This is a genomic window from Saccharopolyspora soli, assembly GCF_022678645.1.
In the GTDB taxonomy this organism is placed as follows: domain Bacteria; phylum Actinomycetota; class Actinomycetes; order Mycobacteriales; family Pseudonocardiaceae; genus Saccharopolyspora; species Saccharopolyspora soli.
This window is the reverse complement of the sequence record NZ_JALBWV010000023.1, coordinates 1-14266: the sequence shown is the minus strand read 5'-3', so window position 1 is coordinate 14266 and position 14266 is coordinate 1. Positions and strand designations below refer to the sequence as shown.

General features: G+C 68.5%; 16 protein-coding genes. 11 read left to right on the top strand and 5 right to left on the bottom strand.

The genetic code is table 11. The features are described from left to right. The first annotated feature begins 162 nt into the window (after positions 1–162). Genes MOQ72_RS18805 through MOQ72_RS18785 form a run of 5 tightly spaced genes read left to right on the top strand, consistent with a single transcriptional unit; the run spans position 163 to position 4742 of the window. Positions 163–1140, top strand: a complete 978-nt coding sequence (locus MOQ72_RS18805; protein WP_242185100.1) for an ABC transporter substrate-binding protein — start codon at positions 163–165, stop codon at positions 1138–1140. Next, a complete protein-coding gene (locus MOQ72_RS18800) occupies positions 1137–2012 on the top strand; it encodes an ABC transporter permease (RefSeq protein WP_242185099.1) in 876 nt (291 codons plus the stop codon). Before MOQ72_RS18805 ends, MOQ72_RS18800 begins: the two co-directional genes overlap by 4 nt. Before the next feature lie 2 nt (positions 2013–2014). Next, the gene (locus tag MOQ72_RS18795) at positions 2015–2749 is read left to right on the top strand and encodes an ABC transporter ATP-binding protein (RefSeq protein ID WP_242185098.1); all 735 of its coding nucleotides are present in this window, start codon (positions 2015–2017) and stop codon (positions 2747–2749) included. Then, positions 2746–4407, top strand: a complete 1662-nt coding sequence (locus tag MOQ72_RS18790) for an FAD-dependent oxidoreductase (RefSeq protein ID WP_242185097.1) — start codon at positions 2746–2748, stop codon at positions 4405–4407. The genes MOQ72_RS18795 and MOQ72_RS18790 overlap by 4 nt, the downstream gene beginning before the upstream one ends. Next, entirely contained in the window at positions 4404–4742 is a 339-nt protein-coding gene (locus MOQ72_RS18785) for a 4Fe-4S dicluster domain-containing protein (protein ID WP_242185096.1), read from the top strand. The genes MOQ72_RS18790 and MOQ72_RS18785 overlap by 4 nt, the downstream gene beginning before the upstream one ends. Before the next feature lie 4 nt (positions 4743–4746). On the opposite strand, the gene MOQ72_RS18780 is transcribed toward MOQ72_RS18785, so the two are convergent. Beyond that, positions 4747–4923, bottom strand: a complete 177-nt coding sequence (locus tag MOQ72_RS18780) for a DUF664 domain-containing protein (protein WP_242185095.1) — start codon at positions 4921–4923, stop codon at positions 4747–4749. A gap of 83 nt (positions 4924–5006) precedes the next feature. Here MOQ72_RS18780 and MOQ72_RS18775 point away from each other — a divergent pair, with 83 nt between their 5' ends. Both MOQ72_RS18775 and MOQ72_RS18770 read left to right on the top strand, forming a co-directional pair. Continuing rightward, positions 5007–6119, top strand: coding sequence for a DNA glycosylase AlkZ-like family protein (locus MOQ72_RS18775; RefSeq protein ID WP_242185094.1), 1113 nt, complete (start codon positions 5007–5009; stop codon positions 6117–6119). A gap of 830 nt (positions 6120–6949) precedes the next feature. Next, positions 6950–7126 carry a hypothetical protein gene (locus MOQ72_RS18770; RefSeq protein ID WP_242185093.1) on the top strand — a complete coding sequence of 59 codons (177 nt, stop codon included), beginning with the start codon at positions 6950–6952 and terminating at the stop codon, positions 7124–7126. Positions 7127–7263: 137 nt separating this feature from the next. On the opposite strand, the gene MOQ72_RS18765 is transcribed toward MOQ72_RS18770, so the two are convergent. Continuing rightward, on the bottom strand, positions 7264–7803 hold the full coding sequence (locus MOQ72_RS18765; RefSeq protein WP_242185092.1) for a PaaI family thioesterase: 540 nt from the start codon (positions 7801–7803) through the stop codon (positions 7264–7266). Beyond that, the gene (locus tag MOQ72_RS18760) at positions 7796–8734 is read right to left on the bottom strand and encodes an NmrA family NAD(P)-binding protein (protein WP_242185091.1); all 939 of its coding nucleotides are present in this window, start codon (positions 8732–8734) and stop codon (positions 7796–7798) included. Before MOQ72_RS18760 ends, MOQ72_RS18765 begins: the two co-directional genes overlap by 8 nt. Before the next feature lie 164 nt (positions 8735–8898). On the opposite strand from MOQ72_RS18760, the gene MOQ72_RS18755 reads away from it, so the two are divergent. The 3 genes from MOQ72_RS18755 to MOQ72_RS18745 all read left to right on the top strand — a co-directional run bounded on the left by MOQ72_RS18755 (position 8899) and on the right by MOQ72_RS18745 (position 11030). Further along, the gene (locus MOQ72_RS18755; RefSeq protein WP_242185090.1) at positions 8899–9450 is read left to right on the top strand and encodes a winged helix-turn-helix transcriptional regulator; all 552 of its coding nucleotides are present in this window, start codon (positions 8899–8901) and stop codon (positions 9448–9450) included. A 13-nt stretch (positions 9451–9463) separates the two neighbouring features. After that, positions 9464–10180 (top strand): GNAT family N-acetyltransferase, encoded by a 717-nt coding sequence (locus MOQ72_RS18750; RefSeq protein ID WP_242185233.1) that lies wholly within the window; start codon positions 9464–9466, stop codon positions 10178–10180. A gap of 82 nt (positions 10181–10262) precedes the next feature. After that, positions 10263–11030 carry an SDR family oxidoreductase gene (locus MOQ72_RS18745; RefSeq protein ID WP_242185089.1) on the top strand — a complete coding sequence of 256 codons (768 nt, stop codon included), beginning with the start codon at positions 10263–10265 and terminating at the stop codon, positions 11028–11030. A gap of 99 nt (positions 11031–11129) precedes the next feature. On the opposite strand, the gene MOQ72_RS18740 is transcribed toward MOQ72_RS18745, so the two are convergent. Both MOQ72_RS18740 and MOQ72_RS18735 read right to left on the bottom strand, forming a co-directional pair. Further along, positions 11130–11870, bottom strand: coding sequence for a class I SAM-dependent methyltransferase (locus tag MOQ72_RS18740; protein WP_242185088.1), 741 nt, complete (start codon positions 11868–11870; stop codon positions 11130–11132). A gap of 180 nt (positions 11871–12050) precedes the next feature. Next, positions 12051–13031, bottom strand: coding sequence for an ATP-binding protein (locus MOQ72_RS18735; RefSeq protein WP_242185087.1), 981 nt, complete (start codon positions 13029–13031; stop codon positions 12051–12053). Between MOQ72_RS18735 and MOQ72_RS18730 the strand changes: the two genes are divergently transcribed. Then, a complete protein-coding gene (locus MOQ72_RS18730; protein WP_277954312.1) occupies positions 13009–14115 on the top strand; it encodes an LLM class flavin-dependent oxidoreductase in 1107 nt (368 codons plus the stop codon). The genes MOQ72_RS18735 and MOQ72_RS18730 overlap by 23 nt on opposite strands. The last annotated feature ends 151 nt before the right edge of the window (positions 14116–14266 follow it).

Here is a 14266-nt window from a genome sequence, read left to right as displayed (position 1 = left end):
TACATCGATCACATGTCGATGTGTGCGGCGCGCTGTCGTTGAGTCGAGCGACTATCCCTCGAAAGCAACGCGCCGCTTTTTTCTGGACTCTCCCTTACTCTTTCGCGCCACGTTTCCGCTGTTGTCGAGGTGCTCGTGGTGCGCTGACTCCTCGGAGCAACCGTGCCCTTCCGCGTCCGCTCGACGTTGAAACTCCTTGCCGCGCTGGCCGTATTCCTCTTGTTGTTACCGGCCACCGGCTGTGCCGACAGGTCCCAGGCCGGGTCCGGCGAGTTCGTGCTGCGCGTCGGCGCCACTTCAGTCACCGGAACGCCAGCGGGCAGCCTGGGCTGGGGCGACAAGCAGGGAATCCTGCTGGAAAACCTCGCACCCGCTGGTGTCACCGGGATCGAGTACTCGTTCTTCCAGTCGGGCAAGGACGTGGTCGCGGCCCTGCTCAGCGGAGCGATCGATGTGGCCGCCGTCGGCGACAACCCGTCCTTGACCGCCAGGGGAAACGGTGCGGATATCGCCTTGCTGGCGCTGGATTCCATCAACGGCGATTCGTGGCTGATCGGCGCCCAGGGCGGCCCGACGTCCATCGACGGACTCGTCGGCAAGACCGTCACCGCTCCGCAAGGCACGATCCGCGACCGCGCGGCGCGGCAGCTCATCGAGACGGCCGGACTTACCGGCAAGATCGAGGTCAAGGACGTGCCCACCCCGGAGTCCATCGCGGGCCTGTCCTCCGGTCAGATCGATGCCACCATCGTCACCGAGGCCAGCGCCGTCGAGCTGCAACGGCGCGGATTCCCGGTCATCGACAAGACTTCCAACCACGGCCAGGGCAGCGTCGGGACCACCGTTGCGCTGAACTCGTTCGTGGCCGAGCATCCCGGCTTCCTGCAGGCGTGGCAGGCGGCGATCGGCAACACCAACCGGCACATCGTGAACAACCTGGATGCCTACACCGAATGGGTCGCCCAGACCGACGGCATCGCAGTCGACCTGGTGCGCGAGGCGACCAAGGCCAACACTTTCAACACCGAACCGTTCCCCGAGCAGGGCCTCGCGCAACTGCGGCAGGCGCACGACTTCCTGCTCGCCGACAGGGCTTTCCCGGTCGGCTTCGACGTGGCGGCATGGGCGAGGCGGTCATGACGGCACCCCGAACCGCTACCGCACGACCGCCCTCGGCAACCCCGGCCAGGACCGGCGGGGAACTGATCGACGTCGCCGCGAAGCCGCTGACCTCCGCCGCCCGGCGCCAGCGGGTGCCGCGTTGGTTGCGGCGTTCAGTGGGACCGCTCGCGCTGCTGCTCGCCTGGGCGGTGTGCTCGCAGCTGGGCTGGCTCAACCCGCAGCTGTTCCCGCCACCGGCGCAGGTACTGGCCTCGGCGTGGGAACTGCTGTCCAGCGGGCAGCTGTCCACCCATGTCGGGCGATCGGTGCTGCGCGTGCTGCAGGGCACCGTGCTGGGCATCGTGGCCGGCCTGGTCATCGCCGTGCTCGCCGGGCTGACCCGCTTCGGCGAGGACCTGCTGGACTCCACGATGCAGGTGTTCAAAGCGGTCCCCAACTTCGCGCTGACCCCGCTGCTGATCATCTGGATGGGCATCGGGGAAGGCCCCAAGGTCTTGCTGATCACCATGGGCGTCGCCATCGCCATCTACATCAACACCTACAGCGGCATTCGGAGTGTGGACGGGCAACTGGTCGAGGTCGCGCAAACCCTCGGGGCACGGCGGGGTGAGCTGATCTGGCACGTGATCCTGCCGGGTGCCACGCCGGGTTTCCTGGTCGGGCTGCGGCTGGGACTGTCCAGCGCCTGGTTGAGCCTGATCTTCGCCGAGACCATCAACACCACGCAGGGCATCGGTTTCCTGATGTCGCGCGCGCAGACCTTGCTGCAGTTCGACGTCTCGATCCTGATCATCATCATCTACGCGGTGGCCGGTCTGCTCAGCTACGCCCTGGTGCGGTTCCTGGAGCGGCGGCTTCTGGTGTGGCGACGCGGTTTCCAGGGGGTCTGACGATGACCGGAACGCAAGCCACGGCGGTGGCGGCCCGCGAGGTGCGCCGGGCCTTCGGCGATCAACAGGTGCTGGCCGGGGTGGACCTGACCATCCGACGCGGCGAGTTCGTGGCGCTGCTGGGCCACAGCGGTTCGGGCAAGAGCACGCTGCTGCGCGGCCTGGCCGGGTTGGACGCGCACATCGAGGGCAGCCTGCGGGTGCCCGGTGCCAGGGCGATGGTGTTCCAGAACCCGCGGTTGTTGCCGTGGAAACGGGTCCTGGCCAACGTCACCTTCGCGCTGCGCGGCGCGGGCCGCATCGCACGGGCCGAGGCGGCCTTGGCCGAGGTCGGTCTGGCGGACAAGCAGCGGGCCTGGCCGTTGACACTTTCCGGTGGTGAGGCGCAACGGGTGTCGCTGGCCCGAGCGCTGGTGCGCGAACCCGAACTGCTGCTGCTGGACGAGCCCTTCGGCGCGCTGGACGCGTTGACCAGGCTGCGGATGTACGAGTTGTTGCGGCAGTTGTGGCGGCGGCACCGGCCCACCGTGCTGCACGTGACCCACGACGTGGACGAGGCGGTGCTGCTGGCCGACCGGGTGTTGGTGCTCTCCAGCGGGAGCATCTCGCTTGAGCTGCCGATCGAACTTCCCGCGCCCCGTTCCCGCGATAGCGCCGAGTTCTCCCGGCTGCGGCGGCGGTTGCTGGCCGAACTCGGAGTCGACGAGCAGATCGATACCGCCCAGGAGCCGACATGAACAGCCCCGATCGGCACCTCGGCTGCGATCGACACGAGGATGGTGCACGGGTGAACGACGCGGTGCGTTACGAAGCGGACGTGCTGGTGCTCGGTGGCGGCCCGGCGGGCACCTGGGCGGCCTTGGCCGCCGCTGCGGCGGGAGTCTCGGTCGTGTTGGCGGACAAGGGGTTCTGCGGCAGCAGCGGGGCAACCGCCTCGGGCGGCAACAACCTGTGGTACCTGCCCGACGGTCCGGTGCGGGAGCGCTCCATCCGCGCTCGGCAGGCCCAGGCGGGCGGGTTGACCGACGTGACCTGGATGCGGCGGGTGCTCGAAACCACCTGGGAGAAGGTCAATCTGCTCGCCGAGTGGGGGTATCCGTTCCCCCTGGACCGCGATGCAACCCAGTTGCGCGCGAGTCTGCAGGGCCCGGAGTACATGCGGCGGATGCGGCGGCGGGTCCACCGGTCCGGAGTGCGCATCCTCGATCACCATCCCGCCGTTGAGCTGCTGGTGGATGGCGACGGGGTGGTCTCGGGTGCGGCGGGCATCGCGCGCCAGCAGGGCCAGCGCCGTTGGGAGGTGCGCGCCGGTGCGGTGGTGGTGGCGACCGGTGGTTGTGCACTGCTTTCGGGTGGGTTCGGCACCAACGTCGACACCGGGGACGGGCTGTTGATGGCCGCGGAGGTGGGCGCGGAACTGTCCGGGATGGAGTTCTCCACCGCCTATGCCCTCTCCCCGGAGTGGGGCGTGCACACCAAGGGCCTGATGATGCAGTTCGCCACCTACTACGACGAGAGCGGTACCCCGCTGCGGTTGGCCGACGGTGTGCCGCCGAGGTTCGCGGCCGCGCAGTTGCTGGCCGAGGGTCGGCGGGTGTTGGCCAGGCTCGACAAGGCGCCCCCGCACTTGCGCGAGTCGATGCGCAACAGCCAACCCAACTTCTTCCTGCCACTTGAGAAGGCGGGGGTGAACGTCTTCTCCGACATGTACCCGATCCGGATGGTCTACGAGGGAACGGTTCGGGGCACCGGCGGGTTGCGCGTCGTCGACCACGCCTGCGCCACCACCGCCCCTGGGTTGTTCGCGGCCGGAGACGCCGCGACCCGCGAACTGATCACCGGCGCGATCAGCGGCGGCGGCAGCCACAACGGAGCCTGGGCGATCTCCTCGGGCACCTACGCAGGCCGGGGCGCCGCGCGGTTCGCGCTGCCACGCCGTGGCGCGGTCGCGGCGTCGTTGGCACCGCGCGGGCGAGTGGGCATTCGCCCCTCCGGTGCGGTCCGGCCCGGCTTGGCTCCGGAGGTGATCGACGTTGCCCAGCAGCACGTCTTGCCGCCGCAGCGGACCTTCGTGCGCACCGGTGAGCAGTTGCAGGCCAGCGCCGCGGCGCTGCAAGACGCCTGGCAAGACGCTGGACGGCACCTGCACGGAAGCGGACGGGATCTGCTGCGCTCCAGGCAGGCCGCCGCGCTGCTGGCCTGTGCCCGCTGGATCACCGCCGCCGCGCTGGCCAGGACCGAAACCCGTGGCATGCACCGGCGCAGCGACCGGCCGACGGCCGATCCGAGTTTGGCGCATCGGCTGCTGGTCGGAGGGTTGGCGGAGATCCGGACCCGTCCAGACCCGGTCGGGCCGCTGTTGTCGGACGACTCCACCGAGGAGCTGGCGTCGTGATCGAAGTGGTGAGCAAGGATCGTTGTGTGGCCTGCGATGTGTGCATCAAGGTCTGCCCGACCGACGTCTTCGAGCGCGGCGCCGACGGGGTTCCGGTGATCGCCCGGCAGACCGACTGCCAGACCTGCTTCATGTGCGAGGTCTACTGCCCGACCGACGCGCTGTACGTCTCCCCGCTGGCGGGCCCGGCACCCGAGGGCAGCCCGCACGCGGACGAGCAGGCGTTGCTGGCCGGAGGCGCCTTCGGCGCCTACCGCGAGGTGGTGGGCTGGGGACGCGGCCGCACGCCGGGCAGCCGCCGCGACGAGAACCACCTGTTCCGCCAACGCTTGTGACCACTCAGCGGTGGTCGCCTTCTCGTGCCACCTGCCCCAGCCTGGTCCGATAGCTCTGCCACCATACCTGGTCACCTGGTGCCATGTTGTCGATGTCCGCCCGCATCCCGACGGTTCCGTCGATGAGCTCCCGGACGATGTCGGAATGCCCGGTGTGCCGGTGGGTCTCGGACGGTGTCACCGGATGTCGTGTTGCCGACGATGTAGTTTGGTCGAAACTGCGGACCACGTGCCCTTTTCGGGTGTCGGGGGAAAGAGGCGGGTGTGAAGATCACCTGGGACCAGGTCTTCGCGTGGCGGTTGCGGCGGCAGTTCGTCGCCCTGCGGCGGGATGTGAGCGCGGGTGAGGTCGCCAGCAGGTTGTGCGGGATCCAGGCGCAGGTGGCGTCGGCCGCCGAGATGGCGGTGGGGATCCGGCAGGCCAAGCCGAAGACGGACGGGGTGCGGCGTGGCCTGTCCCGGCACTTGTTGATCAAGACCTGGGGCATGCGCGGCACACTGCACGTGTTCCACTCCTCCGAGGTCGGCGCCTACCTGTCGTTGATGGCCTCGGCTCGGACCTGGGAGAAGCCTTCGTGGCAGCGCGCGTTCGGCGCGTCGCCGAAGGAGATCGCCGAGCTGGCCGAGGCGGTCTCGTCGATCCTGGACGGCTCGGTGCTGACTCGGGACGAACTCGTCGCGGAGATCGTGGTCGACAAGCGCTTCCGCGGTATGGCGGAGCAGCTGCGCTCGGGCTGGGGCACGCTGCTCAAACCGCTGGCGTGGCAGGGCACGTTGTGCCACGGGCCGAGCGACGCGGGCAAGATCATGTTCACCCGACCCGCGAACCTGATCTCCGACTGGAAGGGACTGCCAGCACCGGACGAGGCCGCGCCGGTCGCGATCACGGCCTACCTGGGCGCCTACGGTCCGGCGACGCCCGAGGTGTTCGACGCCTGGCTGTCCCGCAACAGTCTGCGGAAGACGACGCTGCGCAAGTGGTTCGCGGACCTCGGGGACAAGCTGACCGAGGTCGACGTCGAAGGCCAGAAAGCCGTGATCCTGGCTGAACACGCCGACGAGTTGGCCGCCGCCGAGCCGAACCGCGACGTGCGGCTCCTCGGAGCCTTCGACCAGTACGTCCTCGGTCCGGGCACCAAGGACGCGCAGCTGCTTCCGCAGGAGCACCGTGCGAAGGTGAGCAGGTCCGCCGGGTGGATCTCGCCGATCGTGGTCGTGGGTGGCCGGATCGTCGGTGTGTGGGAGCTCTCCGGCGCGGAACTGGTCGTGTCGTTGTTCCAAGGGGTCAAGAAGCCGTCGCTGAAGGACGTGGCGGCCGAGGCGGCGCAGGTCGCTCAAGCCGCCGGGATCAACGCTCCGAAGGTGCGGTTCGGATAACGGCGGGCTCAGAGCTCGAACTGGGACAGCCGCACGTGCGGGCACGAGCTCGCTTGCGTGCACGCACGGACTTTCGCAGCTGCCGCGCGGACGGCCTCGGCCTCCGCACCTGATCCGAGCGCCCGCACCGTCTCGGAGGCGTCCAGACCGAGTGCTGGGCCAGGCCGGCGAACGACCCGTTCCGTGCTTTGCGGACGGGAGGGCGGAAAGCGGGGTGAGCGGCTGGGCGAGCCAGGTGGCCAGAATTCGCTCGCCGCTGCAACCTCGGACAGGCCACGGTGATTGCTCCACACGCGGATGTCGTGCTGGCCGCCCGTATAGTCGTGGGGGCAGCTTCGAATGCCGGGATTCGGATATGGTTGGTTCGCTGCATCTGCAGGAAGCGCAGATTGGTGCCAGCGTCGACCTGCGTTCGGCGCAGCTGACCAAACCCGCATGGCATCGCCACCAGGGGACCTACAAGCCGTCTGTGGACTTGCGCGGCGCGCGCGTTGCCCGCGACCTGGTGTGCTCCTCTGGTGAGCGTCCGTTCGTCGCCGAGGGCGAGATGCAACTGAGGCGAGCCGAGGTCCGTCGCCAAACTCTTTTCTCCGGCGACTGCCGACTCGGTGGCAGCGACAACGCCCTCAACGCGATCGGACTGGTTACCCAGGAGCTCACGCTAAAGCCCGACAGCGCCCCACATGGCCGGATCCTGCTCATGCAAGGCCAATGCGAGTACCTCAGCGATTCCCAACAGATGTGGGCTGCTACTGGCGGCGTCGATATCGACGGCCTGTCGTACGCCAAGCTCGTCCCGCCGTTAAACGCCACCGACCATCGGCGCCTGCGTGAACACAGTGGACCAGCTGATGCCCATCATCAACCTCGGCCACGAGGTCATGTGGCAAGCCCACGGCGCATCGAAGTGGGCGACCGTCATCCTCATCATCGCTGGCTGGGTACTGGCCACCACCGTCGCCGCAGGTATCACACGTGCACTCCGCCGCGGAATCGACATCCGCTGACACCGCCTGCGCGCGTGCTCGGCACGACGTTAGCGCGTCTCGATCCGGCACGAGAGGAGCGCCGGTGCCGCCGTGGCGCTGGTGACGAGGTGGTCATTTCTGTCCCTTCGAGCGAGCCCGCGCCGCAACGATGCGATTCATGCGTGAATCAACAGGCAGTTGCTGGTTGCGGTGGCCAGCAGCCTGCCCGCGCCGTCTTCGAGGCGCGCTTCGGCGAGCGCGATCCAGCGTCCGAGATGGGTGACCGTCCCGGTACAGGTGACCGTCCCGGTGGCGATGCGCATTGGACGGAGAAACCGGACGGACAAATCCAGGCTGGTGTATCCGGTCCCAGCCGGAAGCATCGTGTGCACGGCACAGCCCGCTGCCGAGTCCAGCAGCGTCGCGTAGATGCCGCCGTGCACCGAACCGATCGGGTTGTAGTGAAACTCCGCTGGTTCCAGGGCGAACACCACCTCCCCCTGCACGGCGGATTCCAGCCGCGCACCGATCAGCTGCACGATGGGCGGGGGTGGTACATCACCGGCGGCGAGCGCCTGGATGAACTCCAGACCGTCGCGTTCACCCGCCATGGTCGCGGTCGCCTCAGGGTCGTCCCAGCTCACCACCCGCATCCGCGCTGGATCCGGCGCGGGTGGGGTGTGCGTGTTCGGCATCGCGTCGGGCGATTCACTCATGTGCGGTCCTCTGCGTGTGCGAGCCAGGGGCGGGGACGAAGTTGGGGCCGCTGGTGTCGAAGTAGGAGCGGTTCTCGGTGACGAACTGTTCGACGGACAGCGGGGGGCGCCCGCCGATCTTCTCGACGTTGTCGTTGGTCCCGGCGAAGACGCCGTTCTGGTAGTCGACGGCGACGTTGCTCAGGTGCTGGACGAGGTGCGCGGGCAGGCCGCGTTCGGTCATGGCCGAGGCGAACTCCTCGACGCTGATCGGCTCGTAGTGCACCGGGATGCCGAGCGTGCTGGACATGACTCGGGCGATGTCGTGGTGGTTGTGCTCGACCGGGCCGTGCAGGGTGTAGGCGGCGCGGTCGTGCGGTTCGGGGTCGGCCAGCAGGGCGGCGATCACGCGGGCCTGGTCGGCCGAGCCGATCGGGGCGTGTCGGCCCTCGCCGAACGGGAGCCGGATGTATCCCTCGCTGCCCCGCCGTTCCCACCACGTCTTCAGCCACTCGGTGAAGAACGTCGGACGGATGTGCACGGTGAGCAGGTCGGTCCGGTCCAGCAGCCGCTCGCACAGCCAGTGCTGTCGGGCGGCGTTGCTGCCTGCCTCGCGGCGGGCGGAGATCTGCGACATGTTGACCACTGACCGGACACCGGCCTCGGTCGCGGCTTGGGCGAAGATGACGGTCGACTCCACCAGTCCCGGGAGGATCGGGTGGCAGAAGTAGGCGCCGGTGACGCCCTGCAGGGCGGTGGTCATGCCGTCGAGGTCGTGCAAATCCGCGACTACGACCTCGGCACCGGCCTCGGCCAGCGCACGCGAGCGTTCGTCCTCGCGGTGCACCATCGCCCGAGCACGGTGACCGCGCTCAAGGAGCAGTTTGATCGCGCCGCCTCCGGTCTTGCCGGTCGCGCCGGTGACCAGGAACAGCCTGTCATCGTGGGACATCTGAATACCTTTCGGCAGTTCTAGTTCCTGAGCACAGTTCAGGAAATTCAACCCTCTGCCAGCCTGACTAGCCTGGCTCATCGTGGGGCGGTTCAGTCAGTGAACTACCTCGACTTTAGCACAAGGCTAGTTCAGTGAGCGAACTGACGGGGTAGGATGTGAGCATGTCCCTTCCCAGCACCTACGCGGACCGCAACTGCTCGTTGGCGCGAGCGTTGGAAGTCGTCGGAGAGCGGTGGACGCTGCTCATCATCCGCGACGCGTTCTACGGGGTACGTCGGTTCGGGGACTTCGCCACCCAACTCGGCATCCCCCGCGCCGTCCTGACCAACCGGCTGAAGCTTCTCGTTCGGGAAGGCGTGCTCACTCGCGACGACGGCGGCGCAGGAACCGTCGAGTACCAGCTCACCACCAAGGGCCTCGCACTGTGGCCGATCGTGCGCTCGCTCATCAACTGGGGCGACGCGTTCTATTCGCCGACCGGAGTCAAACGCGCCCTGCGCCACGACGAGGACGGAGGCCTGCTCGATCACGAGGGACGTTGCGAGCAGTGCGGTTCGGTCGTCGCGGTCCCGGAGATCCGCATCGAACCCGGCCCTGGGTTCGAGCCGACGAACTCCAACCCCGATCCCGTGTCCGCCATGCTCAACACACCGCGGCGGCTTCTCGAACCGCTCCCGGCCTCGCGTGCACCCCAGGCCGACGAAAGCAAGTGAGGACACCGCTTTGCTGGCACATCCGTTGGACAACGCGATCTACTCGGCGCTGACGGGGCCGCACGCCCACTTCGCGCAGCGACGCGGCAACGCACTGCGCTACCCGGCCGACATGTCGCCGTTCATGGCGCTGCCGGACGCCCCTGGCGAAGCCGACTGGGCGGACATCGCAGCACTCGCCGGTCCCGGTGCGGAGATCACGCTGACCGGTTCGACGCTCAAGCCGCCGGAGGGCTGGCAGGTCGAGACGCGCATCCCACTGCTGCAGTTCGTCGACGACGGGATCGCCGCCGCCCCGGACGAGGAGGCCGTTCGCCTCACCTGGGCGGACGTTCCGGAGATGCTCGCTCTGGCGGAACTGACCAAGCCGGGCCCATTCCTGAAGCGCACCATCGAGATGGGTACCTACCTGGGCATCCGCCGCGGCGATCGCCTGGTCGCGATGGCCGGTGAACGACTGCGCATTCCAGGTTGGACGGAAATCAGCGGCGTCTGCACCGATCCCGGACAGCGCGGACGGGGTCTGGGGACACGTCTGCTGCTGGCTGTCGCAGCCAGCATCCGGGAACGCGGCGAGACGCCGTTCCTGCATGTGCTCGCGTCCAATACGAACGCCGTCCGCCTGTACGAGTCCCTCGGCTTCCGACTTCGCCTCCGCACCACGATCCTTGTCCTCACCCGCTCGTCCGTCGACGGCATCCCGCCGCTCATCAAGCGGAAGCGCCGGTGAGCTTTTCCACGAAGGCGGCCCGTTTCGCGTCCAGACCAGCGGCTACCCGAGCCAGTTCCGCGTTGTCGAGAGGAGAACCGCCATGTCGTCCGTGCTCATCACCGGCGCGTCCAAAGGAATCGGCCGCGCCATCGCCGTCGAACTGGCGAACCGTGGCCATCGGGTGATCGCCACCGCCCGTCGGCCGGAAACCTTGGCCGACCTCCCCGTGGACCAGCGGCTGCGCCTCGACGTCACCGATCAGGACAGCGTCGACCAGGCCATCGTTGACGCCGGGGAGATCGACGTCTTGGTCAGCAACGCCGGTGCGACGGTGCGCGCGCCGCTGGAGAGCGTCCCGCTCGCGGAGGTCGAACGGCTCTACCAGCTCAACACCCTGGGCGCGCTGCGAGTCGCGCAGGGGGTGCTGCCGGCGATGCGGGAACGAGGATCGGGCCGCCTTCTCTTCGTCTCCAGCACCCAAGGACGACTGGTGCTGCCGATCATTGGCCCGTACGGCGCAAGCAAGTGGGCGCTGGAGGCGATTGCGGAGACACTGGCCATTGAGACGCGCCACTTCGGCATCAAGGTGAGCATCGTGCAGCCGGGCGCGGTGTCCACGAACGGTGCCGAGCAAGCCAAGGTGTTCTTCACCGAGGATGACCCGTATGCCCCGCTGTACCAGCAACTCCGAGCGCTGCGCGGCGAGGTCATCACCGCCGAGGAGGTGGCCGCCGTCGTAGCCGACACGATCGAGCAGCCTGATCCTCCGCTGCGCGTGCCCGCTGGCGCCCCCGCCGAACGAGCCCTGATGGCGCGCAAGGAAGCGCCCGAGAGCGAACCGTTCGTGCTGGCCGAGCTCGATTGGTAGGGCCCGACGAAAACAGACGTCCAGGCGCCGCTCAGCCACTTCTCGTTTGGCACTGCGGAGGGTAGCTGTGCTGATCCGTTCTCGTCGTCTCCTCGCGGGTCAGCGGGTGATGATCTGCAACCCCTGAGTGGGGTCGCCCGCGGTGCACCGGAGTCCGTGTTCGGCGAGTTCGGCGACGAGCTGTTCGGGGGTGAACACGTACCAGTGGTCGGCGGCGGTGAACTCGGTGACGGTCTGATCGTCCTCGCGGACCTGGTAGGTCATCCGCCAGGTGATCGCATCTACACCGGCAGGTTCTGCGGCGGCCGTGCCGAGGTAGTGCCGTCGGCCGACGCGCACCTCGGCCATGGGCGCGGCGGGCACGGTTTCCGGCTTCGTCGGCGGGTAGAGATTGAGCACGGCGCGGCCGCTGGGCGCGAGCTTGTCAGCCAGCACCGCCCACAGAGTTCGCCGGTCCGGGGGTGGGAGGTGGCCGATGACGTTCATCGCGACGAGTGCGGCGATCCGTTCGGGCAGTGCGGCGGAGAGCACGTCGGTGTCCAGCACGGTGACCCGGGCGGTCAGGTCGCTGTTCGCGGCGATCCTGGCCAGGAGTGCGGTGCGCAGGGCGGGATGCGGTTCCACGGCGAGGATTTCGGCGCCGGGTAGTGCTTGCGCGAGCACGGCTGTACCAGCGCCGGTCCCCGCTCCGACATCGACGATCGGGCCGGTGGTGGTGTCCAGTCCGGTCATCGCGCTGCTGAGCGCAGGACCAAGTCCGTCCCACGCGGCGTTGATCAGCACTGCCACGTGCTCGGCGGTCTGGTCGTAGAACTTCGCGCTCGCCGTCTCTCCAGCCACACGCTCTCCTCGAACATGATAATGAAAACGACAATCATATTATGATGGAAGGTGTGCGCGATCAACCGATCGGCTCCCACCCTTGCGGCGCCATCTCGTCGATCTGCCTGCGAGTTCGAGCTGGGAAATCTCGTTTTCGGTGGCCAATCCGGGACGGCGTTGTCGGGTGCTCCTCGCATCTCAGGACACTGGTGCTGCTCCGGAGAAGGGGAGTGCAGCGGGGCCGTGTTGGAAGTCGGGGTCGACTTGGTCGGACAGGTCGTGCCCGGCGCGGTCGCTGGCCCAGGCGGCGGCGTTGCGCAGGTGGAACTCCACTGCTTGGCGCTGGAACTTCGCCCAGTCCTTCTCGGCGCCGTCGACGACGTCGCGCATCGCGGTCAGCGCGGCGGTGTTGTCGTCTTCGAGCGCGCTGATCGGTCGGACCTCGCCGCGCTCGGCCGCGCGGACGTGGCGTGACGTGCTCAGGCAGGTCAGCAGGTCGCTGCCGAGTTGGGTGCGCAGGAAGTCCCGATCGTCGTCGTCGCTGATCTTGTTGCCCACCGCGGCGATGCGGACGTCGAAGTCCTTGGCGTACTCCAGGTATTGCCGGTAGACGCCGATGCTGCGCACGGTGGGCTCGCAGACCAGGAACGTCACGTCGAACCGGGTGAACAGGCCCGAGGCGAATGCGTCCGCACCAGCGGTCATGTCGACGACGACGTATTCGCCCGGACCGTCGACGAGGTGGTTGAGCAGCAGCTCCGCCGCGCCGACCTTGGAGTGGTAGCAGGCCACGCCGAGATCGACGTCGGTGAACGGCCCGGTCACCGCCAGCCGGACACCGTCGACTTCGCGTACGCAGCGCTCGTAGATCGGGTTGTCCTCGACCGCGCGCAGCAGCCGGGACCCGGCGCCCGGTGGCGTCGTCTTGACCATGGCGTCGCTGTCCGGGATGCGGGGATTGCGGCCACGCAGGTAATCCTTGATCAGCGGCAGATGTCCGCCCAGCGGCGGCATCCGCGCGCATTCTTCTTCGGACAGTCCGAGCGCGACACCCAGGTGCTGGTTGATGTCGGCATCGAAGGCCAGGACGGGACTTCCGGTGGCGGCAAGCGAGCGGGCGAACAGCGACGAGAGAGTCGTCTTGCCGCTACCGCCCTTGCCGACGAAGGCGATCTTCACGATGGGCTCCTCGCGCACGGCATTTAATGGCATTGACAATCATTGCAAACATGATCCGCGGGTGCGCGAGGGGGTTGTGGTGCGGTTCGGGGTGTTCTTGCTGGCAGGCCGATTTCCGGGGCAGGGTGATGGGGAAGCGCTCCACCGGGCGATGGCGGCGGTGCGGGATGCGGAGGCAGCGGGTTTCGACGACGCCTGGATCGCCGAGCACCATTTCATGCCCTATGGCGTGTGCCCGTCGGCGATCACCTTCGCGGCCCAGGCATTGGGGCAGACGAGCCGCATCGTGCTCGGGACCGCGGTCAGCGTGCTGTCCACCGCGCATCCCGTCGCGCTGGCCGAGCAGGCAGCGCTGGTCCACGAAATGTCCGACGGGCGGTTGCGCCTCGGGGTCGGCCGCGGCGGGCCGTGGGTCGACCTGGAGGTCTTCGGCACCGGCCTGGACCGCTACGAGCGCGGCTTCGGTGAAAGCCTTGATCTTCTCCTGCGCGGTTTGTCCGAGGGCCGCGTGAGCGCCGACGGCGACCAGTTCTCGTTCCGCGAGGTGCCGATCGTCCCCCAGCTGTCCCGCCCCGGGCCTCCCGTGACCGTCGCATGCACCTCGCGATCCACTGTGGACGAAGCTGCGGTTCGAGGGTTGCCCATGTTGCTGGGCATGCACATCGGCGATCAGGAGAAGGCGGAAATGGTCGCGCGATACGCGGAAAAGGCCGTTGTCGCGGGACGTGATCCGGGGTCCGTGCAGCATGTCTCGGCTGTGCTCGGGCATGTCGCGGACGACCGCGCACAGGCGGTGCGCGAATTGCACGAGGCGATGCCGGGGTGGCTTGCGGCAGGGCTCGCCGCCCACACGCCGATCGACGGGCGGCTCCGGTCGATGCGCGACCCCGTGGCCTACACCGAGCTGTTGTGCTCGCTGCATCCGGTCGGCAGCCCGGACGAATGCGTGGATCGGTTGCTTGCCAGTGCTGAACGTACTGGCATCAATCACGTGATCATGATGGTCGAAGGGGGCGGCACCGCGCGGCGAACCCAGGAGAACATCGCGCGCCTTGGCGTCGAAGTCCTCCCGCGGCTGCGGTAGGTGCGAAAGCCGGGGTGGGGGGGGGGGGGGGGGGGGGGGGGGGGGGGGGGGGGGGGGGGCCCCCCCCCCCCCCCCCCCCCGGGGGGGGGGGGGCGGGGGGGGGGGGGGGGGGGGGGGGGGGGGTGTGGGGGGGGGGGGGGGGGGGGGGGCG

What these genes read in the sequence shown, in the direction of transcription:
- MOQ72_RS18745 (WP_242185089.1), top strand. Translation starts at nt 10,263, where the DNA reads ATGTCGTCCGTGCTCATCACCGGCGCGTCCAAAGGAATCGGCCGCGCC.
- MOQ72_RS18790 (WP_242185097.1), top strand. Translation starts at nt 2,746, where the DNA reads ATGAACAGCCCCGATCGGCACCTCGGCTGCGATCGACACGAGGATGGT.
- MOQ72_RS18760 (WP_242185091.1), bottom strand. Translation starts at nt 8,734, where the DNA reads ATGTCCCACGATGACAGGCTGTTCCTGGTCACCGGCGCGACCGGCAAG.
- MOQ72_RS18765 (WP_242185092.1), bottom strand. Translation starts at nt 7,803, where the DNA reads ATGAGTGAATCGCCCGACGCGATGCCGAACACGCACACCCCACCCGCG.
- MOQ72_RS18795 (WP_242185098.1), top strand. Translation starts at nt 2,015, where the DNA reads ATGACCGGAACGCAAGCCACGGCGGTGGCGGCCCGCGAGGTGCGCCGG.
- MOQ72_RS18800 (WP_242185099.1), top strand. Translation starts at nt 1,137, where the DNA reads ATGACGGCACCCCGAACCGCTACCGCACGACCGCCCTCGGCAACCCCG.
- MOQ72_RS18755 (WP_242185090.1), top strand. Translation starts at nt 8,899, where the DNA reads ATGTCCCTTCCCAGCACCTACGCGGACCGCAACTGCTCGTTGGCGCGA.